This is a genomic window from Hyphomonas sp. J20-32, assembly GCF_055808555.1.
In genome coordinates this window covers 2,289,018-2,314,870 of record NZ_CM147873.1, presented here as the reverse complement: position 1 = coordinate 2,314,870, position 25,853 = coordinate 2,289,018, and the positions used below count along the sequence as shown (strand labels likewise).

Annotated in this window: 24 protein-coding genes; 15 read left to right on the top strand and 9 right to left on the bottom strand. The window is 62.6% G+C overall.

Annotated elements, in window-relative coordinates; translation table 11 throughout:
• The first annotated feature begins 75 nt into the window (after positions 1-75).
• Entirely contained in the window at positions 76-1,242 is a 1,167-nt protein-coding gene (locus AC0L7I_RS11265) for a PrnB family protein (RefSeq protein ID WP_473396520.1), read from the top strand.
• Positions 1,243-1,248: 6 nt separating this feature from the next.
• On the opposite strand, the gene AC0L7I_RS11260 is transcribed toward AC0L7I_RS11265, so the two are convergent.
• From AC0L7I_RS11260 to AC0L7I_RS11245, 4 genes are all read right to left on the bottom strand, one after another.
• Positions 1,249-1,662, bottom strand: coding sequence for a hypothetical protein (locus tag AC0L7I_RS11260; protein ID WP_473396519.1), 414 nt, complete (start codon positions 1,660-1,662; stop codon positions 1,249-1,251).
• The gene (locus tag AC0L7I_RS11255; RefSeq protein ID WP_473396518.1) at positions 1,659-2,066 is read right to left on the bottom strand and encodes a GFA family protein; all 408 of its coding nucleotides are present in this window, start codon (positions 2,064-2,066) and stop codon (positions 1,659-1,661) included. Before AC0L7I_RS11255 ends, AC0L7I_RS11260 begins: the two co-directional genes overlap by 4 nt.
• A gap of 110 nt (positions 2,067-2,176) precedes the next feature.
• Positions 2,177-2,881, bottom strand: a complete 705-nt coding sequence (locus AC0L7I_RS11250) for an RlmE family RNA methyltransferase (protein ID WP_473396517.1) — start codon at positions 2,879-2,881, stop codon at positions 2,177-2,179.
• Complete coding sequence (locus AC0L7I_RS11245) at positions 2,874-3,998, bottom strand: Ppx/GppA phosphatase family protein (RefSeq protein ID WP_473396516.1); 1,125 nt, start codon at positions 3,996-3,998, stop codon at positions 2,874-2,876. The genes AC0L7I_RS11250 and AC0L7I_RS11245 overlap by 8 nt, the downstream gene beginning before the upstream one ends.
• 134 nt (positions 3,999-4,132) lie before the next feature.
• On the opposite strand from AC0L7I_RS11245, the gene hspQ reads away from it, so the two are divergent.
• Positions 4,133-4,501, top strand: a complete 369-nt coding sequence (gene hspQ / locus AC0L7I_RS11240) for a heat shock protein HspQ (protein ID WP_473396515.1) — start codon at positions 4,133-4,135, stop codon at positions 4,499-4,501.
• A 14-nt stretch (positions 4,502-4,515) separates the two neighbouring features.
• On the opposite strand, the gene rfaE2 is transcribed toward hspQ, so the two are convergent.
• Positions 4,516-5,982 (bottom strand): D-glycero-beta-D-manno-heptose 1-phosphate adenylyltransferase, encoded by a 1,467-nt coding sequence (gene rfaE2 / locus AC0L7I_RS11235; protein WP_473396514.1) that lies wholly within the window; start codon positions 5,980-5,982, stop codon positions 4,516-4,518.
• Positions 5,983-6,198: 216 nt separating this feature from the next.
• On the opposite strand from rfaE2, the gene AC0L7I_RS11230 reads away from it, so the two are divergent.
• The 5 genes from AC0L7I_RS11230 (at position 6,199) to AC0L7I_RS11210 (ending at position 11,801) form a co-directional block, all read left to right on the top strand.
• On the top strand, positions 6,199-7,656 hold the full coding sequence (locus AC0L7I_RS11230; RefSeq protein ID WP_473399149.1) for a cryptochrome/photolyase family protein: 1,458 nt from the start codon (positions 6,199-6,201) through the stop codon (positions 7,654-7,656).
• Positions 7,653-8,969, top strand: a complete 1,317-nt coding sequence (locus tag AC0L7I_RS11225) for an NAD(P)/FAD-dependent oxidoreductase (protein WP_473396513.1) — start codon at positions 7,653-7,655, stop codon at positions 8,967-8,969. Before AC0L7I_RS11230 ends, AC0L7I_RS11225 begins: the two co-directional genes overlap by 4 nt.
• Entirely contained in the window at positions 8,966-9,772 is an 807-nt protein-coding gene (locus tag AC0L7I_RS11220; protein ID WP_473396512.1) for a DUF1365 domain-containing protein, read from the top strand. Before AC0L7I_RS11225 ends, AC0L7I_RS11220 begins: the two co-directional genes overlap by 4 nt.
• Complete coding sequence (locus tag AC0L7I_RS11215; protein ID WP_473396511.1) at positions 9,769-10,992, top strand: class I SAM-dependent methyltransferase; 1,224 nt, start codon at positions 9,769-9,771, stop codon at positions 10,990-10,992. Before AC0L7I_RS11220 ends, AC0L7I_RS11215 begins: the two co-directional genes overlap by 4 nt.
• A 113-nt stretch (positions 10,993-11,105) precedes the next feature.
• Positions 11,106-11,801 (top strand): hypothetical protein, encoded by a 696-nt coding sequence (locus AC0L7I_RS11210; RefSeq protein WP_473396510.1) that lies wholly within the window; start codon positions 11,106-11,108, stop codon positions 11,799-11,801.
• A gap of 71 nt (positions 11,802-11,872) precedes the next feature.
• Here the strand turns inward: AC0L7I_RS11210 and AC0L7I_RS11205 are convergent, their stop codons facing one another.
• The 3 genes from AC0L7I_RS11205 to tpiA all read right to left on the bottom strand — a co-directional run bounded on the left by AC0L7I_RS11205 (position 11,873) and on the right by tpiA (position 14,875).
• Positions 11,873-13,507 (bottom strand): CTP synthase, encoded by a 1,635-nt coding sequence (locus AC0L7I_RS11205; RefSeq protein ID WP_473396509.1) that lies wholly within the window; start codon positions 13,505-13,507, stop codon positions 11,873-11,875.
• A gap of 63 nt (positions 13,508-13,570) precedes the next feature.
• Positions 13,571-14,047, bottom strand: coding sequence for a preprotein translocase subunit SecG (secG, locus tag AC0L7I_RS11200; protein WP_473396508.1), 477 nt, complete (start codon positions 14,045-14,047; stop codon positions 13,571-13,573).
• Positions 14,048-14,128: 81 nt separating this feature from the next.
• Positions 14,129-14,875 (bottom strand): triose-phosphate isomerase, encoded by a 747-nt coding sequence (gene tpiA, locus AC0L7I_RS11195; protein WP_473396507.1) that lies wholly within the window; start codon positions 14,873-14,875, stop codon positions 14,129-14,131.
• A 98-nt stretch (positions 14,876-14,973) separates the two neighbouring features.
• Between tpiA and AC0L7I_RS11190 the strand changes: the two genes are divergently transcribed.
• The 7 genes from AC0L7I_RS11190 to lexA all read left to right on the top strand — a co-directional run bounded on the left by AC0L7I_RS11190 (position 14,974) and on the right by lexA (position 22,284).
• Positions 14,974-16,875, top strand: a complete 1,902-nt coding sequence (locus AC0L7I_RS11190) for a SurA N-terminal domain-containing protein (protein ID WP_473396506.1) — start codon at positions 14,974-14,976, stop codon at positions 16,873-16,875.
• Positions 16,872-18,299: an anthranilate synthase component I gene (trpE, locus tag AC0L7I_RS11185; protein WP_473396505.1), complete on the top strand. Its 1,428-nt coding sequence runs from the start codon at positions 16,872-16,874 to the stop codon at positions 18,297-18,299. Before AC0L7I_RS11190 ends, trpE begins: the two co-directional genes overlap by 4 nt.
• Positions 18,296-18,865 carry an anthranilate synthase component II gene (locus tag AC0L7I_RS11180; protein ID WP_473396504.1) on the top strand — a complete coding sequence of 190 codons (570 nt, stop codon included), beginning with the start codon at positions 18,296-18,298 and terminating at the stop codon, positions 18,863-18,865. Before trpE ends, AC0L7I_RS11180 begins: the two co-directional genes overlap by 4 nt.
• Positions 18,866-18,875: 10 nt before the next feature.
• Complete coding sequence (locus AC0L7I_RS11175) at positions 18,876-19,637, top strand: alpha/beta fold hydrolase (protein ID WP_473396503.1); 762 nt, start codon at positions 18,876-18,878, stop codon at positions 19,635-19,637.
• A gap of 69 nt (positions 19,638-19,706) precedes the next feature.
• The gene (gene trpD, locus AC0L7I_RS11170) at positions 19,707-20,738 is read left to right on the top strand and encodes an anthranilate phosphoribosyltransferase (protein WP_473399148.1); all 1,032 of its coding nucleotides are present in this window, start codon (positions 19,707-19,709) and stop codon (positions 20,736-20,738) included.
• Positions 20,735-21,538 carry an indole-3-glycerol phosphate synthase TrpC gene (trpC, locus tag AC0L7I_RS11165; protein ID WP_473396502.1) on the top strand — a complete coding sequence of 268 codons (804 nt, stop codon included), beginning with the start codon at positions 20,735-20,737 and terminating at the stop codon, positions 21,536-21,538. The genes trpD and trpC overlap by 4 nt, the downstream gene beginning before the upstream one ends.
• A 62-nt stretch (positions 21,539-21,600) precedes the next feature.
• Positions 21,601-22,284, top strand: a complete 684-nt coding sequence (gene lexA / locus AC0L7I_RS11160; RefSeq protein WP_473396501.1) for a transcriptional repressor LexA — start codon at positions 21,601-21,603, stop codon at positions 22,282-22,284.
• Here lexA and AC0L7I_RS11155 read toward each other — a convergent pair.
• Positions 22,275-24,359, bottom strand: coding sequence for a ComEC/Rec2 family competence protein (locus tag AC0L7I_RS11155; protein WP_473396500.1), 2,085 nt, complete (start codon positions 24,357-24,359; stop codon positions 22,275-22,277). The genes lexA and AC0L7I_RS11155 overlap by 10 nt on opposite strands.
• Before the next feature lie 22 nt (positions 24,360-24,381).
• Between AC0L7I_RS11155 and gltX the strand changes: the two genes are divergently transcribed.
• Positions 24,382-25,851, top strand: coding sequence for a glutamate--tRNA ligase (gene gltX / locus AC0L7I_RS11150; protein WP_473396499.1), 1,470 nt, complete (start codon positions 24,382-24,384; stop codon positions 25,849-25,851).
• Positions 25,852-25,853 lie beyond the last annotated feature (2 nt).

The window sequence follows — 25,853 nt, the reverse complement described above, 5'->3', positions numbered from 1 at the left end:
ACATCCGAATTCGGGAATGTGTTACGTCGGCAATGGTTTCAATTGTAATCATTATTTCCCGGGAGGAGAGCGCTGATGAAACTCGAAGATTATGGCCTCAGCCGTGCGCGCGGTTTCCTTGCCGCGACCGACCCCTCGACCACCACCTTGCCGGCCCCGCTCCACCCTGCCCGCGACATGGCACTGGACCTGCCGCGCCTCCTGCCTACAGGCCGCGTACGCGCCCTGCTCGGCCGCCTGCCACAGATAGACCTGGCAGGCTTCTGCGCGACGGCCTCCGAAGCCGAACTCCGCGCCGCGATGATGCACTACAGTTTCATGGTCCAGTCATACGTCTGGGGAGAGCCCGACGCCCCCAAGGCGCTGCCAGCGAACCTTGCCGTGCCCATCTGGCAGCTTGGCCAGCGCCTCGGCCAACCGCCCCTCCTGCCCTATTCCAGTTACACACTCGACAATTGGGGCCGCTATGACGCCGATGGCCCCATCGACCTCAGCAACATCTATACGATCCAGCATTTTGACGGCGGCATGGACGAAGCCTGGTTCATCCTTGTCCACGTCGCCATCGAGGCCCGGGCTGGCGAAATCCTCGACGAGACGACCCATCTCATCGCAGCGACAGATGAAGGCAGCGAAACGGAAGCTGCCCGCTGCCTGACCGCCATGTCCGGTGCCTGGGACGACATCAACGCGATCTTCGACCGCATGCCCGAGCGTTGCGACCCTTATATTTACTTCCACCGGGTCCGCCCCTGGATCCATGGCTGGAAAGACAATCCTGCCCTTGGCGAAGGCCTGGTCTACGAAGGGGTCGCCGAGACCGGAGGAGCGCCTCAGGCCTTCCGTGGCCAGACCGGTTCGCAATCCTCCATCGTGCCCACAATGGACGCCCTGCTCAGCGTCGGCCACGCATCGGACCCGCTGCGCACCTTCCTCGACGAATTGCATATCTACCGACCGCCCGAGCATCGCCGCTTCATCGACGATGTCCGCGCCGCGAGCCATGTGCGCGCCTTCATAGAAGGCATTGGCAACAAGACGCTGAAGTCACTCTACAATGACAATGTCGGACAACTCGCCCGCTTCCGCACGCGCCATCTTGAATATGCCGCCAGCTATATAAATCGGCAGTCGAAGGGCGGCGCGGGCAATGACCCGGATGTCGGCACGGGCGGCACGCCGTTCATGAAATACCTGAAGAAGCACCGCGACGAGGCCGAGGCGCATATGCTGCCTGTCTAGATCACGTCAATCGACGCAGATCGCCCATTGCACGATGCCGCCATCAACTTCGGCATGGCACCCGAACGGGCTGTCGGTCGCCTGGCACACGCCGTCGTCCGTGAGCTCGTCGGCATCGTCACCGGAATCCGGCGAGAGGAAGCACCGGCCAAGACAGTCATCAGGCGACATGCAGGAAGCACCTGCATCCGCATACGGTTGAACGCACTGGTCGTGGCCAAGCATGCCACCCGGGCCGACGGTGCCGCCTGCCGCTTCACATGCGGTCCGTTCAGCGCGGGTGGCCCGCTTGCCTTCGAACGCAATCTTCACGTGTCCGGCAGGCACAACTTCCTCACCCGGCGTTTCAGGCACACCGTTCGCAGTACAGGCTGCCAGCAGCGCCGCGCCGGCCCACGCAGCCGCCAAGCGCCGGATCATCCCGGAAATCTTTCGAAAGACGGAATGCCGTCAGGAATATGGTGAAAGCTCTGCGCGTCGGCCGTCTGCATCAGCATTTGCGGCTGTCCGAAGACGCTCGGGTCATCCAGCGAACCGATTTTCAGGATGACGGCGCCTTTCAGCGCCTGTGACCGGGTCAGGATATGCACGCCGCATTCCGGGCAGAACTCGCGTGTCACCGCGCCCGTAAAGTCGGGCTTGGTGAATCCCTTCGGCGTGCCCTTGGTGTATTTGAAGCTCGCTTCCGGCATCGCCATGAAGTCATTCGGCTGGCCGCCGGTAAAATACTGGCACTCCCGGCAATGGCACTGCGCCTTCATGATTGGCTCGCCCTCTGCCTCGTAGCGCAACGCCCCGCAATAACACCCGCCTGTCACATTCATGCCTGTCTCCCTTGGCTTTTTGCTTCGCACAGTCTGGTCCCTGAAGCGCGCAGGCGCAAGGCGCGATCAGGTCACGGCGAATTGGCGTCAAGCCGGACAGCGGATCCCGCTCAGCCTTTGAACCCCTTTGCCACTACGAAGATTTCCGGGCTTCCGGCGCGGCTGGCAGGCGGCTTGATATGCTTCACCGTGGTGAAGTTGGCTTTCAGCAATTCCAGCACTTCTTTCGTCGCGCCGCCCTGGAACACTTTCGAACAGAACGATCCGCCGGGCGCCAGGTGCTCGACCGCAAAGGCTGCCGCCATTTCCACCAGCGCGACCGTGCGCAGGTGATCGGTCTGTTTGTGGCCGGTCGTGTTCGCCGCCATGTCAGACAGGACCAGGTTCGGCTTGCCCGTGAGCCCCGTCATCATCCGTGCCACGTCACCGGGTTCGTTGACGTCGCCCTGCACGATATGTGCGCCCTCGACCGGGTCGACGGGCAAGAGGTCAATCCCGACCACTTCCATCGCGCCCTTGGCAACCGCCACCTGCAGCCAGCCTCCGGGTGCGCAGCCCAAATCGACAACCCGGGACCCGCGCTTCAGGAGTCCGACTTTTTCATCGATCTCCAGCAGCTTGTAGGCTGCGCGCGCACGGAACCCTTCGTCCTTCGCCTTGCGGACGTAAGGATCCTGCAGTTGACGCTCGATCCACTTCTTCGAACTTTCAGTCTTGGCCCGGTGGGCGAACACCTTGCGCTCATTCATCTGCCGCCCGGACGAGCCCTTGTCGCCCTTCGGGCCCTTCCAGCGACGCTTTTCTTCATCAGACATTTGTGTTGCCCTCTTGGCGGCCAGCGCCATCGCCGGGCCCACGACGTCCGCGCCGTCCCCGGCGCCGCGTCTTCGGCTTTTTCGGGCCATACATCATCGACAGCAGGAGGCCTTCGCGCAGGCCCCGGTCAGCGACCCGCAGCCGCCCGGCAGGAAACGCTTCCCACACCGCTTCGACAATCGCGCAGCCCGACAGCATCAACCCTGCCCGCTCATCGCCGATTGTCGGCAGCTTCATCCGCCCTTCAAGCCCCACATCACGCAGCATTTTGATCGCAGCTGCGCTTTCATCCCGGCTGAGCCATGTTCCATCCACCTTGTCACGCCGGTAGCGGTCGAGTTTCAGGTGAACCCCGGCAAGACACGTCACTGTGCCCGAAGTGCCGATCATGTGCGCTTCATTCCCGCCCATGGCTTCGCGGACGGCGTCGATCCCGTCCCACGTGCGGATTGTCTGCCGGGCATGTTCGAGCATCAGGGGATACGCCTCACCCTCATCAAGGTGCTGGAAGGCTTCCGACAAGGTGACCACACCAAGCGGAAGGCTGGTCCAGCCTAGGATAGGCGCTTTCTCCAGCAGGCCCTTGAACCCGTTTTCTCGGGCTGCTTCGGCGTTTACCCAGGACAGCTCCGTCGACCCGCCGCCAATGTCCACGACAAGCACGGACTTTGCCGTCGGCTCGATCAGGTCATGACAGCCGATTGTTGCAAGGCGGGCCTCTTCGCTGGCGCCGATAATCTTGAACGTGAGGCCGGTTTCTTCATGCACGCGGCGGATGAACTCGGCCCCGTTTTCGGCCTTCCGGCAGGCTTCGGTGGCGATGCACCGCACGCGCCCCACGCCATGCTGCTTCAGTTTCTTGCGGATGTTCTGCAACGCGTCGATGGCCCGTTCGATGGCGGCATCCGACAACCGTCCCGTCTCGTGAAGGCCTTCGCCCAACCGGGCAATCTGCGAATGGGAATCGACCACGCGAAATGTCTTCCCGCGGGGCTCAGCGACCAGCAGGCGACAATTGTTTGTTCCAAGGTCAACGGCCGCAAACAGCGGTACCGTCTTTCCATTGCGCGTAGCGCTCCGCTTGTTGCGGGCACCGGACGCCTTTTTTTCAGCCATGGTGTGGCCCAAATTGATGACTTGGGGCATTGTTACCATAGGAGCTGGAAATGGCTAGTGGACGCAAACACAACGGGTGGTTGAAGCGCTTGTTTGGAAAACGAAAGCAAAAAGCGGCGCGGAAGGCGTTGCTTTTGGACCAGCGTGTTGACGTAAATCGCAGGTATAACGCCATAACCAAGCATGTTGCCAAGTTCCAGATCGGGCAGGTCGTCCGGCACCGCATGTTTCCATTCAGGGGTGTAATTTTCGATGTCGACCCTCAGTTCGCCAACACGTCTGAATGGTATGAATCGATCCCGGAAGAGGTGCGCCCCCGCAAGGACCAGCCGTTTTACCACCTTTTCGCCGAGAACGAGCGCACGCACTACGTCGCCTATGTCTCCGAACAAAACCTGCTTGTGGACGAATCCGAGACGCCGCTCACCCATCCAGACATTCTGGAATGGTTCACCCTGACGGGGCGCGGGACTTATGAACTCAAGAAGGGCGTCGCCAACTAGTCACGGACGAACGCTTAGTCCGAATTAGCATTGGCGCGTTCGATTGCCGCCGTCGTCGACTGGCCATCGACCAGTGGCACGATGTGGACTGTCCCACCCCGCGCCAACACGACATCGGCCCCGACAATCGTCTCGATCGAATAATCCCCGCCCTTCACCAGCAGGTCTGGCTGCAAGGCGTCGATCAGCGCCTTCGGCGTGTCCTCATCGAACACGACCACCGCGTCCACCGCTGACAGGCCCGACAGGACCCGGGCACGCGAAGACTCATCATTGACGGGGCGATTGGGGCCTTTCAGCCGCTTCACGGAGGCATCCGAGTTCAGTCCCACGATCAGCCGCCCGCAGCGTGCCTTGGCCTCTTCCAGCACGCGCAGGTGTCCGGGATGCAGAATGTCGAAACAGCCATTGGTGAAACCGACGGTAAGATTTGTGTCGCGCCACACTTCAACCTGGCCGACAAGCGTTTCCAGCGGCACATGTGACACGCCGCCATTTCTCAGGCCCATTTGCAACGCTGTCTTCAGCTCGTTCGCCGACACCGTTGCCGTGCCCGATTTGCCGACAGCAATGCCCGAAGCCGCGATGGCCAGCTCGACCGCCTCCGCCAGGCTTCCGCCTGCGGCCAGCCCCAGCGCCAGCGCCGCGATGCTCGTATCGCCTGCGCCGGACACGTCATACACTTCCCGCGCCTCGCCAGAGCGGTGCATCACCGCCTCGTCCCGATGTACGAACGACATGCCCTTGGCCGCTCGCGTCACGACAATCGCCCTGGCCGGCAGAATGTCCATCGCCTTGGCAAGCGCGTCGGCTGCATCGCGATCGGTTTCCACCGACAGGCCCATGGCCTGTCCGAGTTCCATCGCGTTTGGTTTCAGCAGGTCCACTTCGCCGTAACGGGCAAAATCGAGCCCTTTCGGGTCGGCAATCACCGGGATGCCGTGCGCCCGTCCTGCGGCAATCGCTGCGGCAATGACATTCTCGGTAATCGCGCCCTTGGCATAGTCCGACAGGATGATCAGGCAGGCATCCTTCGCCGCATCTTCCAGCGACATGACGATATCGGACTCAGTCGCCACATCGATGGCACGCGAATCCTCTGCGTCCACACGCAATAGCTGCTGCCCGCCAGCCACGAAACGGGTTTTCAGCGTCGTCGGCCGGTCGCGCATCACGATGAGGTCGGCTTCAACGCCGTCGATCTGGCCCAGCAATTCGGCAAGCTGGCGCCCCTCCGCGTCGTCTCCCACGACTCCGATCAGCGCGGTGCGCAGGCCGAGTGTCGACAGGTTCCGGCCGACATTTCCGGCGCCGCCGGGCATGGCGGCTTCGCGCGTGCGCCGCATGATCGGCACCGGCGCCTCCGGTGAGATTCGGGTCACGTGGCCATAAACAAACCGGTCGAGCATCACGTCGCCGATACAGACAATGCGCTTACCGGCGGCAGCGTCGATCAGGCCCAGGAGCGCGGACGTTTCCATCACCGGCCACCGCTGGCGCGCAGGGCGCCTATACCAATCCGGGCGAAAGAATAGGGTTCGAATCGGAAACTCACGGCCATGTCGGCGACTCCCTTTGACCGTCCGATATAGCCTTGCAAAGCCCGGCATGAAACCCATCGCAGCACCGACTGATCCAGATACATCCCGTGGCCGTAAGACAGGCAAAGAAACACGTGATCTGATCCGGAGTCGTCCCTGTCCCAGCCTGCCCCCGCCCTCGTCTGGTTCCGCGAAGACCTCCGGCTTGCCGACAACCCCGCGCTGCATGCAGCCGTGTCCACGGGCAAGCCGCTCGTGCTCCTGTTCATTCATGACACGGTTTCGCCGGGCCTGCGGTTGCGCGGTGGAGCGTCCAGATGGTGGCTCGGCAAGTCCCTGGAGGCATTAGCGGCACAAATCGAACATGCGGGTGCCCGGCTGACATTGAGGTCAGGAGTGTCGACCGAGACCCTGCAGGCGGTGATTGCCGAAACCGGCGCCGACCACGTGTTCTGGAACCGCCGCTACCAGAAGGTCGAACGCGACCTCGACGCTGCAACAATGGAGGCCTTGAAGGAAAGCGGGATCGCCGTCTCCAGCTTCAATGGCCGCCTCCTGACCGAGCCTTGGCAAATCCAAACCGGTTCAGGTGGCCACTACAAAGTTTTCACGCCGTTCTGGAACGCTGTGAAAGCCAGGTATCGGGTGCCCGATGCGCTCCCCGCGCCTGCATCACTGGCCGGTCCCGTCGTGCCGTCCGAAACCTTGTCCAGGTTGGTCCTGCAGCCTTCCGGACCGGATTGGTCCGACGGGCATGACGCAACCTGGACGCCCGGCGAAGCGGGTGCCATGGAACGCCTGTCGAGTTTCCTCGACGGTCCAATCAACACCTATGCCGATACCCGCAACACGCCGGGGGTGGAAACAGGGACATCCCGCCTCTCGCCCCATCTTCACTTTGGCGAGATTGGTCCGGCGCAGGTCTGGCGCGCCGTCCAGTTTGGCATCAGCCTGGGCCGCATTGACGAATCCAGCGCCATGACATTCCTGTCGGAACTTGCCTGGCGTGAATTCTCCTACTCCCTGCTCTTCCACAATCCGGACCTGGCCAGCGAAAACTACAATCCGGACTTCCGCCACATGCCATGGCGCAGCGATCCTTACGCCTGGCGCGCTTGGTGCCGGGGCGAAACAGGCTATCCGATCGTCGACGCCGGCATGCGCCAGCTCTGGCACACCGGATTTATGCACAATCGCGTACGCATGATCACGGCGTCGTTCCTCACCAAGCACCTGCTCCTGCCATGGCAGATGGGAGAATCCTGGTTCTGGGACACGCTCGTCGATGCAGACCCGGCAGCCAATGCTGCCAGCTGGCAATGGACGGCAGGCAGCGGCGCCGACGCGGCCCCCTATTTCCGCGTCTTCAATCCGATCATACAGGGCCGAAAGTTTGACGGCACGGGTGCCTATGTCCGCCGTTGGTGCCCGGAACTTGCCCGCCTCCCGGACAAATACCTCCATGCCCCGTGGGAGGCCGACGCAGCCGTGCTCGACGCCTCAGGCGTCTCCCTCGGCACCACCTATCCCAAACCCATCGTCGATCACCCGGTTGCGCGCCAGCGCGCCCTCGACGCCTACGCCACGCTCAAGGAAAGACGGAACGCCGCATGAAACGTATCGCAATCATAGGCTCGGGCATTTCCGGCATCGGCGCCGCCTACGCGCTGAAGGACACCGCCGACGTCACCCTGTTCGAGGCTCAGGACCGTCTCGGCGGCCACGCCTGCACGCATGTCTTTGATTATGAAGGCCATGAGACCGCCGTCGATCTCGGCTTCATCGTCTATAACGGCCTGAATTACCCGAACCTGATCGGCCTGTTCGAAGCGCTTGGCGTCGAGACGCAGGAATCTGACATGAGCTTCGCGGTGTCTGATCGCGACGGATGGGAATGGGCCTCCACCGCCCGGGGCATGTTCGCCCAGAAACGCAACCTGTTCAGCCTGGACTTCCACCGCTTCTGGCGCACCATTCTGAAATTCAACGACCTCGCGCGTGCCGAACTTGCGGCTGGCAAGATCGAAGACACGACGCTGGGTGACTGGCTCGAGTTCCACGGCTTCGATCAGGCCTTTCGCTGCAACTATATCCTGCCCATGGGCGCGGCGATCTGGTCCACGCCGGAAGCCGGCATGCTCGACTATCCGGCTCGCAGCTTCTTCGAATTCTTTGACAATCACCGCCTGATGCACAGGGAGCGTCCGCAATGGCGCACCGTCACCGGCGGCAGCCGGTCTTACGTGAACGCCGCAGCCGCTGTGCTCGGCGGGCGCGTCCGCACGGGCACGCCGGTCAACCGTGTCTTCCCCTTTGGCGACAAGATCTCCGTGGTCACGGCAGACAACCGCTCACATATTTTCGACCACGTGGTTCTCGCCACCCATTCCGATCAGGCCCTTCGCCTTGTCGAGCAGAACTTCGAGGACCAGGCCTTCCTCCTGCGCTCGGTCCGCTACCGTCCGAACACGATCTACCTGCATCGTGACCCTGCCCTGATGCCCGCCCGGCGCAATGCCTGGGCCAGTTGGAATGTGATCAAGCAGGACAATGGCGACATCTGCCTGTCCTACTGGATGAACCGCCTGCAGGGGCTTGACGACAGCCGCCCGCTGTTCATCACGCTCAACCCGGAAACACCGCCGAGGCCGGACCTGACCTTCCACCAGTATGCCTTCGATCACCCCCAGTTCGATACCGCTGCCGAGGCCGCCGTGCGCGGATTGAAACGCATCCAGGGACAGGACGGCCTCTGGATCGCCGGGGCATGGATGGGGCGCGGTTTCCATGAAGATGGCCTGAAATCCGGCCTTTCTGCCGCCTTGTCGCTTGGCGGCAGCGTACCGTGGGACGCGAAAGGCGTGGACATCCACAGTCCATCGCGCAAAACTCCTCTCATGGAAATTGCAGCAGAGGTGTCGGTGTGACGGCTCCGGCGCTCAGTTTGTGGAAAGGCCAGACGGTACACGCACGCTATGTGCCGTTCGAGCGGCGCTTTGCCTATCGCGTCACCCTGATCGATATCGATATCGACCGCCTCGACGAAGCCGACCGTCAAAGCGCCCTTTTTACAGTCGACGCACCTGGGCTTTTCTCATTCCACCGCAGGGACCATGGCGCTCGCATGGATGCACCCTTGCGTCCGTGGGCAGAGCAGGTTCTCGCAAAGGCAGGCGTCAGGCTTGACGGCGGCGCCATACGCCTCGTCACCTTCCCGCGCCAGCTCTTCTACAAGTTCGCACCCATCTCGCTCTGGTATGGCTACGGCCCATCCGGAGATCTCCGCGGCATGATCTACGAAGTGAACAACACGTTCGGCGAAACCCATGCCTATGCCGCCGCCGTGTCGGGAGTGCGTTCACAGCATGAAGCCGAAAAGGCCTTCCACGTATCTCCCTTCTTCGATGTTACCGGCACCTATCGCTTCACCCTCCGTGCACCTACTGACCGGCTTGGAATCGTGGTTGAGAGCCTCGAAAACGGCGTCCGCCTCCACGTGGCCAACATTGCCGCCCGCCGCCATGCGGCCACCTTCGGCACCCTCCTCAACATCGCCCTTGCCACCCCCCTGGCCACCCCTGGCGTCACCCTCGCCATCCACTGGCAGGCGCTCAAAATCTGGCTGCGCGGAGCACGATACAGATCAAGGCCGCGCTTGCCCGTCTCTCCTACAACTATCGCACAATCAATGGAGACCCGTACGCCGACCCTCACGAAAGACGCCGCATGACCCAGCCGATTCTCGCCACAGCCCAGTCCATCGGCAAACTGAAACACGTCCCCGCCATATTCCGGCTCGGCGCGCTCGCCCTGCTGCGCACCCAGCGCGGCCAGCTCCTGTTCCATTTGCCAGACGGCAGCCAGCTCATGTATCAGAATGCGGAACCTGGCCCCGAAGCCGAAATCGTCATTCACGATTACAGTTTCATCAAGCGCGCCTTCGCGGGCGGCGATGTCGGGTTTGCCGAAGCCTATATGGACAGTCAGTGGTCAACGCCTGACCTGACGGCCGTATTGCGTTTCTTCTCCGCAAATTTCGAAGCCGCCGGCCAGCTCGCCCGTGGCGGCGCGGTCGTACGCTGGGCAAACCATGTCCGGCACTTCTTCAACCGCAACTCCAGGGCGGGCGCGCGCCGCAACATCATGGCGCACTATGATCTCGGCAATGATTTCTACGCCAAGTGGCTCGACCCCAGCATGACCTATTCGTCCGCCATGTACGACAGTCCGAACCAGTCGCTCCAACAGGCCCAGCAGGTGAAGTACAAAGGCATTTGCGACCGGATCGAGGCCGGCCCCTCCAGCAGTCTTCTCGAGATCGGATGCGGCTGGGGCGGCTTTGCCGAATACGCCGCCAAACACCGCGGCAGCAAGGTCACTTGCCTCACCATCTCGCCCTCCCAGCGCGACTACGCCATGCAGCGCATGCAGCGCGAAGGTCTCGCCGAGCAAGTCGACATCCGCCTCCAGGACTATCGCGACCATGTCGGCGTCTATGACGGCGTGGCGTCAATCGAGATGTTCGAAGCCGTCGGCGAATCCTATTGGCCGAGCTATTTCAGCAAGATATTCGACAGTCTGAAACAGGGCAGCAAGGCTGCACTCCAGATCATCACCATTGATGACGCCCTGTTCGAAAGCTACCGCAAGCGCGTCGATTTCATCCAGCGCTATATCTTTCCCGGCGGCATGTTGCCCGGCGAGTCGGTCCTCAAGGCGCAATTCGCCAAGGCGGGCCTGCGCCATGACGGCGTTCAGTATTTCGGCCAGGACTATGCCCGCACCTGCCACGAATGGGCCCGTACCTTTAACGAAAAATGGGACGAGATCGCCGAGCTCGGTTTCGACGAGCCGTTCAAGCGCATGTGGAATTTCTACTTGTCCTATTGCGAAGCCGGCTTCTCGGACGGGCGCATCAATGTCGGACAATTCCAGGTCTCCAGGGCCTGAGCGGCAGGACAAGAGCCTCTCTATCCTTCGCCCTCGGGGACGAAAGCAGCGCTCTCAAGCGGGTTGTCGCGCAATCTCTCCCACCGCACACACTCAGGCCCTATCATGGGCGCATGTCCTACCAGCCCTCTCGCTTGATCCGCAGCATGGTCCTCTTCTCGTGGGACCAGACGGCCTATTTGGTGAGTGAATGGGTCAGGTCCCTCGGCCTCGGCCGGACCGGATGCAAACCCTTCCTGCCGCGTCCCGAACGGGCCCGTCTGGCTGCAGCACTCGCCCGTTTCGAACCGCTCGTGCGCCGGCTCCTGTTCCTGATGGCGATGGAAAAAGGCGTGCTGGCGCCTCGGCGCGTGGCTACCTCTTCGCCGCATACGGCTCCCGGCATGGCTTCCGGCCGCGCCACACCCCGCTACCTCCGCACACCCCGCTTTCGCATCATCGAACCGCCAGCCCGCCGCGGCCATGGCAAGCCGCCCAATCGTGCCGCCGCCAATGGCCCGCGCATCCGGTTTCTCGACATGCCACTGGCTCCGCCGGGACCGTTCGACTATCCGCCGCGCGACACGGACCTCCTGCCGGCGCGTCCACTTGTCCAGCGCCTGCGCGCCTTGCACGATGTTTGGGAAAGCCCGGCTTTCTATATCGACGCCATGCGCCGTCGCCTGGGACAGACGGGCAAAGCCACCCCGATCCGGCCCAAGCTCCCGCCCGCCTTCCGCAGCCGCAGACTGTCAAAATCAGACAGAGAGACGGCTACGGTCCTGCACGTGGAAGCAGCAAGGCTCGGCGATAATTTTAATTCTTCCTGATACGAACTACTACGCAACCACCCTGCCGGACGGGATATCTCCCGTGCCGGACAAAGGTGCTGCCTGCTAGTTTAAACCAACCGGCTCTGCTTCACCGCTGCGCCAATAAAGCTCGCAAACAGCGGGTGCGGCTGGAACGGACGCGACTTCAGCTCCGGGTGGAACTGCACGCCGATGAACCATGGGTGGCTTGGCAGTTCGAAAATCTCCGGCAGCTTGCCGTCCGGCGACATGCCAGAGAACAGGACGCCCGCCTTTTCCAGCTTGGGAATATAGCTCGCATTCACTTCGTAGCGGTGACGGTGACGCTCGGAAATATCCAGGCTGCCATAGATTTCCGCGACCTTGCTGCCGTCTTTCAGGCGCGCCGGATAGGCGCCGAGGCGCATCGTGCCGCCCTTGTCGGTCGTCTCGTCGCGCACGACCTTTTCGTTGCCCTTGGTCCATTCTTCCATCAGGCCGACAATAGGCTGCTTGGTCGGGCCGAACTCGCTGGTCGAGGCGTCCTTGATACCCGCCAGGTGGCGCGCCGCCTCGATCACCGACAGCTGCATGCCATAGCAGATGCCGAAGCATGGCACGTTGCGTTCGCGCGCGAACCGGGCTGCCCGCATCTTGCCATGTGCCCCGCGCTCGCCGAAGCCGCCCGGCAGGATCACGCCATGCACGCCTTCAAGAATATCCAGCGGCGCGTGTTCATCGTCGAACTGTTCGGAATCGATCAGGCGCACATCGACCTTCACCTGGTTTGCGAGGCCGCCATGGACCAGCGCTTCCATCACCGACTTGTAGGCGTCCGGCACATCCGTGTACTTGCCGACAAGGCCGATGCAGACGTCACCATCCGGGTTGCGGATCGTCTTGGCAATCCGGTTCCAGGCCGTCAGGTCGGGCGCAGGTGCGTCATCGACCCGGAAATGCGCCAGCACTTCGGTATCGAGCCCCTCCGCATGATAGGCGGCTGGCACATCATAAATGTGCCCGACATCGCGCGCCTCGATAACACTCGTGGGGCGCACGTTACAGAAGCTGGCAATCTTGCCTTTTTCATTTTCCGGGATCGGCCGGTCGCAACGGCATAGCAGGATCTGCGGCTGGATGCCGATCGAGCGCAACTCCTTCACCGAGTGCTGCGTCGGCTTGGTCTTCATCTCGCCGGCTGCCGGAATGTAGGGCAGCAGCGTCAGGTGGATGAAGCAGGCCCGTTCCGGCCCCAGTTCCTGGCCCAGCTGGCGGATCGCCTCGAAGAAGGGCAGGCCTTCGATATCGCCGACCGTGCCGCCAATCTCGCAGAGCACGAATTCCACATCCTCGCCCGGATCGGACAGGACGAAATCCTTGATCTCGTTGGTCACGTGCGGAATCACCTGGATCGTCGCGCCAAGATAGTCCCCGCGCCGTTCTTTCTCGATGATGCGCTGATAGATTCGTCCGGTCGTGATATTGTCCGACTGTCGCGCCGACACGCCGGTAAAGCGCTCGTAGTGGCCAAGATCGAGATCGGTCTCGGCGCCATCATCGGTGACATAGACCTCGCCGTGCTGGCGCGGGCTCATCGTGCCGGGGTCGACATTGAGATAGGGGTCCAGCTTGCGCAGGCGAACCTTGTAGCCCCGTGCCTGAAGCAGCGCGCCGAGTGCGGCAGACGCAATGCCCTTGCCAAGGGAAGACACCACGCCGCCCGTAATGAAAATATAGCGGATCATGGGACTATCCCGATGCCGTGATTCGTTGACTGAAAGCGCGGACAAATTGTCCGCACTGCAAATTTACTGGGGATTGCCCGTATCCGGTTCAGCCGGAACAGGTGTTTCCTCGATTGCCGATGCACCGTCTGGCGCAGCGGGAACGGTTTCGGACGGTGCAATCGGCTCGTCCGTAACGGCCGGCAGGGCGCCAGAGCCGCCATCCTGGCCATCAAGCAGCGGGGCAGAAGGATCGAACAGGTCCACCGGCGCGGTGGTCTCGTTGATTTCGTCTGCGCCGAGCTCCATTTCGACCGCCGAGCGACCATCATCGTCCCGGTTGGCAATCGACGTCAGGGCCAGGCTCGTAACGAAGAACAGGCCGCCGATAATGATTGTCGTCCGCACCAGCGCGCCGGCCGCGCCGCGTCCCGACATCAGCGAGTTGCCGCCACCGCCGCCACCCATGCCGAGGCCACCGCCTTCGGACTTCTGGATCAGTACCAGGCCGGTCATGACAACACAGGCAAGGATATGGACGACGAGGATGACATTCTGCATGGGGCGACCGGATTTTCTGAAATCAAGGGGCCCGCATATCGCCAATGACGGCGAACGCCAAGCCTCTCGCTTCAGTCTGGGTTAAATTGCTGCCTTGTAAATGGAGAGGAAGTCGTCCGCCTTCAAGCTCGCGCCCCCGATCAATCCGCCATTAACATTGGGAACTTCAAGGATTTCCGCAGCATTCGACGGCTTCATGCTGCCGCCGTAAAGGATTGGTGTTTCAGCGCCCGACGCGTCAAACCGCCCCGACAGCCAGGCGCGGATGGCGCCGTGCACTTCCGCAATCTGCTCCGTATTGGCCACTTTCCCCGTGCCGATGGCCCAGATTGGCTCATAGGCGATGACGAAACCATCCGCGCCTACGCCGTCCGGAATCGACCCGGCAAGCTGGCTTTCGATCCGCGCGAGCGTTTTTCCGGCTTCGCGCTCGGCGAGGCTCTCCCCGACGCAAATGATCGGCACCAGCCCCCCACGCAGCGCCGCTGAAGCCTGCGCTGCAACGACGGCATCCGTCTCGCCATGATCGGCCCGGCGCTCGGAATGGCCGACAATAACGTGGGAAGCGCCGGCATCCGCCAGCATTTCAGCCGAGATATCGCCGGTATGGGCGCCTTTCTCGTTCGGATGGCAGGTCTCGCCCCCGATTCGCAGCGCCGAATCCCCTGCTGCTGCACGCCCCAGCGCCACCAGCGTGGCCGGAAGGCAAAGCAGCGCGGTCACGTTGGCCTCTCCCGCGCCAACCGCAGCAGCTACGGCCTCTACCTGCGAAAGACTTTCCCGCAGGCCGTTCATTTTCCAGTTTCCGGCGATCAGTGTCCGTGACATGCAGCCATCCCTATCTTGCAAGACATTGCTGTGTCGCCTAGCAAGCACTGAGCCATCCCGCAAATCGCCTGAGAGACCGCATCACAATGCTAGCCCTGATGAAAAGCCTGATGAATTCGATCCTCGGCAAGATCGTCGTCATGATTATCATTGCAGGCATGGCGTTTTGGGGCGCCGACCAGGCCTGGACGTCGATGAATACAGGTCTCGGCAATGATCTGGCCGCAGCCGGTCCGCGCGGCATCGACATGCCGACTTTCGATCGCCGGGTCGAAAACCTGCTGCGTAATCTCAACGCCAATGCAGAAAAACCGATCACCAAGTCCGAAGCGGCTGATCAGGGGATCATTGATCAGGTATTCGCCCTTGAAACTTCCAAGATCGTAAACCTCGGTTACGCCAGCACGATCGGCATCAAGCCATCCACGAAAGCCGTGGTCGAACAGCTGAAATTGGTCGATGCGTTCAAGAACCCGCTGACCGGCGAACTGGATCTCAACACCTATCGCGAAGTCCTTTACCAGAACCGTTTCACCAAGGAAGAATACGAGCAGCAGATCTCCGATGACCTGACTCTGAAGACGCTCGGCGAAGCCGCGACGGCTGCTGTCTACCCGCCGCAGATTCTGGCGGGCATCCAGGCTCTCTATATTGGCGAGACGCGGGACGTATCCTGGTTCATCCTGGACGCCACGAAGGCTCCAAAACCGGATTCGCCGACCGATGAAGATATCCGCGCCTTCTACGACGAAAATCTTGTCGCCCTCGAACAGCCGGAACGCCGCGCCATCGACCTTCTCAGGATGTCCGCTGACGACTTCCTCTCCGAGGTGACGGTCACCGAGCAGGAAATCGCGACCATCTACGAAGCCACCAAATCCGAGCGCTTCTCGGAACCTGACCAGCGAACCTATATCGAACTCTACTTCGCAGACCGCGACACGGCCCGTGCCGCATTCGGCCAGCTTGCCGGCGGCGCAGACCCGGCCACGCTCTCAGGTGTCCTGTCCAGCGAAACCCGGACCGGCAACAAGGAAAGCATCGCCGATACCGCTCTGCAGGACGCCATGTTCGGCCCCGGCAAGCAGAGCGGCGCACTGTTCGGTCCCCGCGAATCCGACGGCAGATGGCTTGTCGCGCGACTGGTGTCGGTGCAGCCGGGCGCCGTCTTTCCAATCGAAACGGTGTCGGAAGTGATCCGCGATGAGCTCACTCGCGAGCGCGCGCAGGTCCTGTTCTATGAGAAACTGGACTCGCTCGACCGCTCCATCGGGGCGGGTTATCCGCTCTCCCAGATCGCGTCGGAAGTTGGCGTCCCCGTGATCAGCTTCGCGCCCGTCGACGAAACCGGAACCACACGGGACGGCGTCAACATGACGGGTCTCACCGAAGCCCGCGATGCCTTCAGCGACGCGTTCCGTATCAATGCCGATGATGTGTCCAGTCGCTACGATGGCGACGAAGCAATCTACCTCACGTCCCCGCGCACCATCATCGCGCCGAGCACGCCCGAGTTCGATACCGTCAAGGACGACATTCGCCAGACGTTGGTCGCCCAACGTGCAGCCAATGCCATGCAGGCCTATTCGGACAGCGTTGTCGGGAAGCTGAAATCCGGTGACACAACGCTGGCTGGTGCGGCAGCCGCCGCAGGCGCAAGCGTCGAAACTCCCATCGTACCGGTCACCCGCATCACCGCAGAACAGAGCGGCCTGCCGACGCCCGCCATTTCGGCCATTTTTTCCGGGCGCGAAGGCGATGTGTACAGCTATCCCAACCGGGCGGGCGACATGTTCATGATCGTTCAGCTCAACAAGGTCACGCCGCCCTCGGATGCAGCGCTTGAAGTGCTCGGCACCCAGGCCACGTCGTCGCTGAACCAGGCCCTGCTTGCAGACCTGCAATTTGCGGCCGAAGCAGAAATTCGCAACGCCATGAAGCTCAAGGTCAATGACAATGGACTCGCGGCGTACAAGAAATCGGTTGCTACCGATCAATGACGCCAGCCCGTCTGATCGTTCGCAGGCGCATCGGGGATATTGAGACACCCGTCGGTGCGATGCTGAAGCTGGGTGATGACGCACCCGGCAGCTTCCTGTTCGAATCCATTGCAGGCGGCGAACGCCTCGGGCGTTATTCCTTCATCGGCCTGGAACCCGAACATTGGTTCCGCATCCAGGATGGAATCGCCACCGTCTCCGAAACGGCGGACTTCGCGGATCCGATCAGCACATCCGACAAGCCGGTTCAGGCCCTGCGCGACTTTGTCCGCTTTGCGCAGGCCGAAACGGACACGCCCCTGCCCCCGATGGCGTCAGGTGCGTTCGGCTATGTCGGCTATGACATGATCCAGCATGTCGAACCGGTGGCCATCACGGGCGAAGATACGCTGAACGTGCCCGAAGCGCTGCTCGTCATCCCGCGCGTGGTCATCGTGTTCGACCACATCTACCAGGAAATCCTGCTCATCGGCCGCGTGCATGATGGCAATGAAGCGGCGATCAACGCCCTGCTGGATGACGTCGAGGCGCGGCTCGAGCGCATGCCGGTCGTCCCACCGAAGGACCAGGCACCTGCTGAGGTCACGCTGACGTCGAACACGACCAAGGAGCGGTATTTCGAGATCGTCGAGCAATGCCGCGACTATATCCGCGCCGGTGACATCTTCCAGGTCGTGCCCAGCCAGCGCCTGTCGACACCGTTCACGCGCAAGTCGATCAGCTTCTACCGGGCGCTGCGCCGCCTCAATCCATCGGCCTTCATGTTCCACATGAACCTAGGCGCCGTGCGCCTCGTCGGTTCCAGCCCGGAAATCCTGGTCCGCCTGCGTGACGGCCGCGTGGCCATCCGCCCGATCGCCGGCACACGCCCCGTCTCCGGTGACGCCGCCGAAGATGCCCGCCGCGCCGAAGGCTTGCTCGCCGACCCGAAGGAGATGGCCGAACACCTGATGCTGCTCGATCTCGGTCGCAACGATGTCGGCCGCGTCGCTGCCTATGGCAGTGTCGAAGTCACCGAGCAATTCATCGTCGAGCGCTACAGCCACGTCATGCACATCGTCTCTCATGTGGAGGGCAACCTGCGCGAAGGTCTCGATGCGGTGGACGCTCTGTTTGCCGGTTTCCCGGCGGGCACCGTCTCTGGCGCGCCGAAAATCCGGGCCATGCAGATCATCAATGAAATGGAAAGCGCCCGGCGCGGAATCTACGGTGGCGCCGTCGGCTATTTCGGCTGGAACGGCGACCTCGATACCTGCATCGCCCTGCGCACGGCGATCATCAAGGACGGCCAGCTCCACATTCAGGCGGGTGGCGGGGTCGTGCTCGATTCCGTTCCGCAATACGAATATGATGAGACCCTGCACAAGGCGGGCGCCCTGAAGCGCGCCGCCGAACTCGCCGCCACATATGAGTTCGACCAATGATCCTCGTCGTCGACAATTATGACAGCTTCACCTGGAACCTCGTCCATTATCTGGAAGAGCTTGGCGCCCATACGAAAGTGATCCGCAATGACGAGCTGACCGTTGAGCAGGCGCTCGCGCTCAAGCCCGACGGCATCCTGCTCTCCCCCGGCCCATGTACGCCCAACGAGGCGGGCATCTGCGTCGACCTGATCAAGGCCGCGCCTGACGACATGCCGATCCTCGGCGTCTGCCTCGGCCACCAGTCAATTGGACAGGCCTTTGGCGGCGCCGTGATCACCGCTAAGGAAATCCGCCACGGAAAGCTGTCCGACATCCACCAGACAGGCGGCGACCTGTTCGAAGGCCTGCCCGAGACCTATTCCGTGGTCCGCTACCATTCCCTGTCGGTGCGCGATTCCGACCTGCCCGATTGCCTCGTTGCGGACGCTGTCACCGATGATGGAGAAATCATGGCGCTCCACCATAAGACCCGCCCCGTCTACGGCGTCCAGTTCCACCCGGAATCGATCAAGACCGAACACGGTCACGCGCTGCTGAAGAATTTCCTGAAAAAGGTCAAATAGGAGGCGAGCCATGAGCGATCTGGACGCTAGAGCCCAGGCCCTGATTGCGGCCATGAAGCCGACCAGTCCCAGTGCCGCACCTGGCCAGAACTTCCTGCCGCCCCAGACCCGGCGCGACATACCAGGCGAATTCGGCTCCACGCCTGTCTGGCGCGCCGGAGACGGAGCGGCGACCCTGTTCGTTCACGGATGGGACGACACGCATCGGGTCTGGCGCCACTTCGCACAGGATTTCCTCCAGAATACGCGGCCTGTCCTGATGATGGACCTGCCTGCGCATGGCGCCTCCAAACTGGAAGACTGCACGCCCGTGAACGCCAGTGCCAGTGTCGCCGAAGTGTGCGCCGCCGAAGGGCCGGTCGACACGATCATCGCGCATTCCTTCGGCTGTGAAGCGACAGTCCGCGCCATCGCCGCAGGGGCAAAGGCTGACTATCTCGTGCTCATCGCGCCGCCGCTCCTCTCCTGGGAAGCCTACCAGCGAATGAAGGGGCATGACGACGCTGTCATTGCCCGCGCCCTCGAACTCCAGGCGGACGGTAATGCAGCCGGCATCAACCGCATAGACTTTCGTGAGGTCCTCGCTGACTATGAAGGGACCGTGTGTTTCGTCGGATCGTCTGGCGACCGAAGCGCGCCTCTCGACCTTGTCCGCAGGCTTTCCGAAGACCTTCCCGGCTCACACCTCATTGCCGATTCCGAACTGGGCCATCGCGATCTCACACTCGATCCGCGCATCCTGTCGGAAATCACCGCCTTTCTCGGCTACTGACGGACCAATCCCGCATTGAACCGCGTGCCCAAGGCCGCTAACGATGGCGCTGGCTTTCGGGAAATCATGATGACTGACACTGCCCTCACCACCGCCATCAAGGCGATTGCCCGCCGAGAGATGCTCGATACGGAGACGTTGGAAGCAGCATTCAACCTGCTCCTCAGCGGAGAAGCTGCGCCGGAAGAAATCGGCGCTTTCCTGATGGGCCTTGCCGTGCGCGGAGAGACAGCTGCCGAACTGACGGCCGGGGCCCGTATCATGCGCCAGCATGCCCGTACAATCACGCTCGACGGCCCGGTTCTCGACACTTGCGGCACGGGCGGCCTGCCATGGAAAAGCCTTAACACGTCCACCGCCAGCGCGTTGGTCATCGCCGCTGCCGGCGGCCGCGTCGCCAAGCATGGCAACCGTTCGGTCCCTCCGAAGACCGGCTCGGCCGATGTGCTCGAAGCCCTCGGCGTGAACCTCGAAACCGACGAGCATGAGTTCCGCGCCTGTCTCGACGGCGCCGGTGTCGCCTTCATGTTCGCGCGCAGCCATCACAGCGCCATGCGCCATGTCGCGCCGGTCCGCGCAAAACTCGGCATCCGCACGATCTTCAACCTGCTGGGCCCCCTATCCAATCCCGCAGGGGCGCAGTTCCAGGTCCTCGGCGTCTTTGCACCCGAATGGACGCGCCCCATGGCCGAAGCACTCGTCGAACTCGGCACGACCCGGGCCTGGGTCGTTCATGGCCTTGACGGGATCGACGAACTTTCGATCGCCGGCCCCACCCATGTCTGCGAAGTACAGGACGGCGCGATCCGCGAGTTCGAGATCCATCCCGCCGATGCCAGCCTTGGCACCAGTCCGCTGTCACGACTCGAAGGCGGCAATGTTGCCGACAATGCCCTCGCGATCACGGAATTGCTCGACAGTCAGGAAGGCCCCTTCCGTGACGCTGTCGTGCTCAACGCGGCGGCCGGCCTCCACGTTTTCGGCAAGGCGCGCGATCTCAAGGAAGGCGCCGCCATGGCCGCCGAAGCCATCGATACAGGCAAGGCGCGCGACACGTTGCGCAGGCTTGTGGCACTCTCGAATGGGCAGGATCCGGCATGAGCACGGCCCTCGACCGCATCATCGATTACAAACGCGATGAAGTCGCTGCACTCAAGCGTTCAGAATCTTTCGCCAGCCTCTCGCGCGCCGCCTCCGAAGCCAGCCCCGTGCGCGGCTTTGCCGCCGCCATGGACCGGATCGCGGCAACCGGCGAAAATGCCCTCATCTGCGAATTGAAGCGTAAGAGCCCGTCGGCCGGCGACATCCTGCCCGGCGCCGATCCGGTCGCCATCGCAGCCGAATATGAATCCGGCGGCGCGGCCTGCCTGTCAGTGCTGACCGATGGTCCGAGCTTTGGCGGCTCGCTGGCCGATTTTGCCGCCATACGCGAAGCGGTGCGGCTTCCGATGCTGCGCAAGGACTTCCTTGTTGACCCCATCCAGGTCGCCGAGTCCCGCGCCAATGGCGCCGATTGCATCCTGATCATACTGTCCGCGGTGGACGACGCACTGGCAGCTGACCTCCACGACGCTGCGACTGGTTTCGGCATGGATGTTCTCATCGAGACCCACGATGAAGCCGAACTGGAGCGTGCCCTTGGGCTCGCCTCACCCCTGATCGGCATCAACAATCGCGACCTGAAGCGGATGGTGACCGACCTGTCGACGACCGAGCGCCTCGCACCTCTGGTCCCGGCAGGCCGCCACATCGTCGCCGAAAGCGGGATTTCGACGCCTGAACACATCGTCCGGCTGCGCGCCACCGGGGCGCGGCGTTTCCTGATCGGCGAGAGCCTGATGAAAATGAACGACAAGCGCAAAACTGCAGTAACAGCTTTAAGAGCGGCCCGTTCCGTTTGACCCGAACCGGGAACACATGTAGAACATAAGCGAACATAGATTCGGACGGAAGGAATCATCCCGTGCTGACCAGTAAACAAAAAGAGCTGCTGCTCTTCATCAACGAGCGGATCAAGGAGACCGGCGTCTCTCCCTCATTCGATGAAATGAAGGAAGCGCTCAATCTCGCCTCCAAGTCCGGTATCCACCGCCTGATTTCGGCGCTTGAAGAACGCGGATTCATCCGCCGCCTCGCGCATCGGGCACGCGCCTTGGAAGTGTTGAAGCTGCCTGAGTCCGCCGTTCCGACGCAGTCGGCGCGTGGACGCAAGGATTTCAAACCCTCCCTCGTCTCGTCAGGCCTGCCGGCAGAGGCCCGTGCGCCCCGCGCCATTCCGATCCTGGGCCGCATTGCCGCCGGTGTGCCGATTTCGGCAATCCAGCAGGACAATGGCCACATTACAGCGCCAGACGATCTGGCCGAGGGCGAAGAGCATTTCGCCCTCGAAGTCAAAGGCGACTCCATGATCGAAGCCGGCATCCTCGAAGGCGATCTCGTCATCCTGCGCCGCACGGAAGCCGCCAATACAGGCGATATCGTCGTCGCACTGATCGATGGCGAGGAAGCCACGCTCAAGCGCCTGCGCCGCAAGGGCGCCTCGGTGGCGCTTGAAGCGGCCAACCCGGCCTATGAGACCCGCATCTTCGGCCCGGACCGTGTGCAGGTCCAGGGGCGGCTCGTCGCCCTCGTCCGCCGCTACGACTGACATGCGCGCCAGGGTCGGTTGCGGCACGCCGCGCCGACCTGCACGTCCAGTCCGGCTTCACCTCGCCGTGCGGTGAGACCGCCTGCCTCCGAGACATCCGTCCAGCGATACGCATTCCGGCAGTCGCCCGGCGGGTCTGACAGTGTCAGTACCAGCACGGCATCAGGCGCTGCGCGGCAATCACCTTCCATAGCCAACACAATTGCGCCTGCTGGCGTTTCGAGCCGGCACGGCAGTTCACCGCATTCCGTCGTCTCAAGCGCGCTGTAGCGCAGCGGCGCCAACCCGTCCCCGTCTGCAAACCCGACCCTCAGCATGCCGTCATCCGCCGTGCGCACGAACACATCGCCCGAGGCCGACCAGTGCACCATGAGTTGCGGGCTGGACGTCCACAACCACACGGCTGGAACGACGGCCACCAGGCAGAGCAGGATCCGCCCCGCCCCGCGCGCGGTCGTCACCAACGCCAGGGCCGCTGCAAACAAGGCGAGGCTGCTGCCCGGCATCGCCGACGTCGTCGACAATTTGGCTGGCGCCAGGTCCACGCACCAGTGCGCAATCGCCAGCACCAGCTCCAGCGAATACCCGAAAAGGCGCAGGCCGACATCGCCCATGCCGAACGGCGTCAGCAGCAGCGCCAACGCCGCAGACGGGGCGCTGACAAAGCTGATCACCGGCATCGCCAGCAGGTTTGCAATCAGTCCCAGCCCCGCCAGGCGATCGAAATGGTAGAGTGCAAACGGAGCCGTTGCAGCAGCAGCCACCACCGATGTCATTACCAGCGACGCCCAGGCATAGGGAATTTGTCCCAGCACTTTTTCCTGCCCGGCCCGTCGATGAGTCCACGCCTCATAGGTTGCGATCAGTGCGCCCGACGCAGCAAACGACATCTGGAAACCCGGCGTCATCACGCTTTCCGGCTGCAGCAGGACGACGGCTATCATCGCAATCGCGAACGAGCGCATGCTGATCGCCGCCCGGTCGAACAGGACCGCACCAAACACGACGGCCGACATGATGAACGCCCGTTGGGTCGAGACACTTGCCCCGGAAAGAACAAGATAGGCGAGGCTTGCCAGCAGGGCGGTCATCGCCGCCGGCTTCTGCACTGGCACGCGCAGTGCCAGCGGCTCGATCAGCACCAGCGCCTTGCGCGTCAGGAAAAAGACGAGCCCGCCCACAATCCCCATATGAAGGCCGGAAATCGCCAGAAGATGCGCAAGGCCCGACCCGCGCAGCGCCTCCTGGTCGTCATTTCGCATGAAGCTCCGGTCTCCGGAAATCAGCGCCGCCGCAAAACCGCCCGCGCGCTCGCCAGCGGCTACAGTCACATGCGCCGCGAGGTTCCGACGGAACGTCGACAGCGCGATACCCATCCTGTCGGCCAGACGTGGCGGCGCACCCAATGTTCCACCCCGGCATCGGCCCTGTACATAGCCCACGGCCCCCAACTGCTCGAAATAGGCCTGTCGCTGGAAGTCATAGTCACTCGGCAGCATCGGCGCTGGCGGCGGCCGCAGCACTGCCCAGCACCGGACAAAACGTCCCGGAGCCACTTCCAGCCGCGCCATATGTGTCAGCCTTACGAATCGCGGTTCCGCCTCGGGCGAAAACCCGGCAATGGCGTGCACTTCGATACGCAGGCGCGGGCCTTTTTTGCCCGGTTCAACTCCGGCGACCCAGCCTTCCAGCATCACCGGCCGCGTCGCGTCGGTTACCACAGGCGCTTCCACCAAGCGGGTTCTGAGCGCGCCGGCCGCGAACCCGGTGACGATACCGAACAAGACGACCGCAAGCACATACAAGAAGGTCCACGCCACCAGCCGCCGCGCGGCCAATAGCAACAAGCCAGCCCCAAGCCAGGCCATCTCGCACAGGAGCAGTCTTGGTTCATCCGGCGCAAGAAAGTAGGCAGCGGCCCCGGCGCAGAGGGAAAACGCGAACAGCAATGGCCGCGCGTCAATGGATGCGAGCGACCACATCCGGGCCCAGGGGCTGCCATGGTCCCGGCCCGCCCCCTTGCCTTCAGGCGCAACCTTGTGTTTGTGCACCGCAGATGAGATTTCCGCACGCATTTATCAGGAGCCTGCCACCCTTATGACCGTTGTCACGCGATTTGCCCCCTCTCCCACCGGCATGTTGCACATTGGAGGGGCAAGGACGGCACTTTTCAACTACTTGTTTGCCCGCCGCCATGGCGGCCGTTTCCTCCTGCGCATCGAGGATACCGACAAGGCCCGCTCCACCGACGAAGCCACCGCGGCGATTTTCGAGGGCATGGCCTGGCTCGGGCTGGACGCCGATGAACCGCCCCTGATGCAATCGACCCGCGAAGCGCGGCATGCAGAAGTGGCCGCTGAAATGCTTTCGCGCGGCACCGCCTTCAAATGCTACGCGACGCAGGAAGAACTCCAGGCCCGCCGGGAACTCGGTGAGGAGAAGCGCCGCGCTGCCAAAGCCGACGGCCTGTCCGATACGGACCGGACCACACTGCTGGCCGAGGCCCATGACCTGCTGGCGCCGTTCCGCTCGCCCTGGCGCGACGGCGCACCTGCTCCGTCTCCCGACGCCCCTTACACCGTTCGCCTCCGTGCACCGGATGATGGAGATCGCGTTGTTGAGGACGTAGTGCAGGGCACGGTACGTATCCAGGCAAGCGAGATCGACGACCTGATCATGCTGCGCGCCGATGGCTCGCCGACCTATATGCTGGCCGTTGTCGTCGACGATCATGACATGGGCATTACCCACGTGATCCGTGGCGACGACCATTTGCGCAACACGTTCCGGCAGGTTCCGATCTATGAAGCCATGGGCTGGGACATTCCCGTCTTTGCCCACGTCTCGATGATTCACGGCAATGACGGCGCCAAGCTGTCCAAGCGCCACGGAGCGCTATCGACTCTTGCTTATCGCGACATGGGATACCTGCCAGAGGCCCTGAATGCCTACCTCCTGCGACTCGGCTGGAGCCATGGCGATCAGGAGATATTTACCCGGGAAGAGGCCGTTGCCGTGTTTGACCTAGAAGGAATCGGTCGGGCGCCCGCCCGTCTCGATCTCGAGAAGCTCGGCCAGATCAACTCCCATTTCATGCGCCTGGCCGACGATTCCCGCCTTCACGGCCTGCTGAAGCCCATTCTCGAAGCGGATGCCCCGCTCTCGAATGATGAATGGCAGCGGATCGACCGCGCGCTGCCGCACCTGAAAGATCGCGGCACCACTCTGGCAGAGCTGGCAGCTGCTTTTGCGTTCCTGACGGTCAAGCGCCCGCTCGATCTCAACAAGAACGCCAGAAAGGCCCTTTCAGGAGAGGGACTTGACCGGCTCGCCGGACTGCGCGACGAACTGCAGCGCGTATCGCAATGGACCTCTGATCAGATTTCCGAAACGATTACGTCGTATTGCGCTGCACAAGACCTATCTATGGGGCAGGTAGGTCAACCGCTCCGCGCTGCTCTGACCGGCGGCCTTCCAGCACCCGATATTGCACCGGTGCTCGAATGGCTGGGACAGGATGAAGCGCTCGGACGGATAGAAGATCAACTCGTCCAGGCCGGCCGATAAGG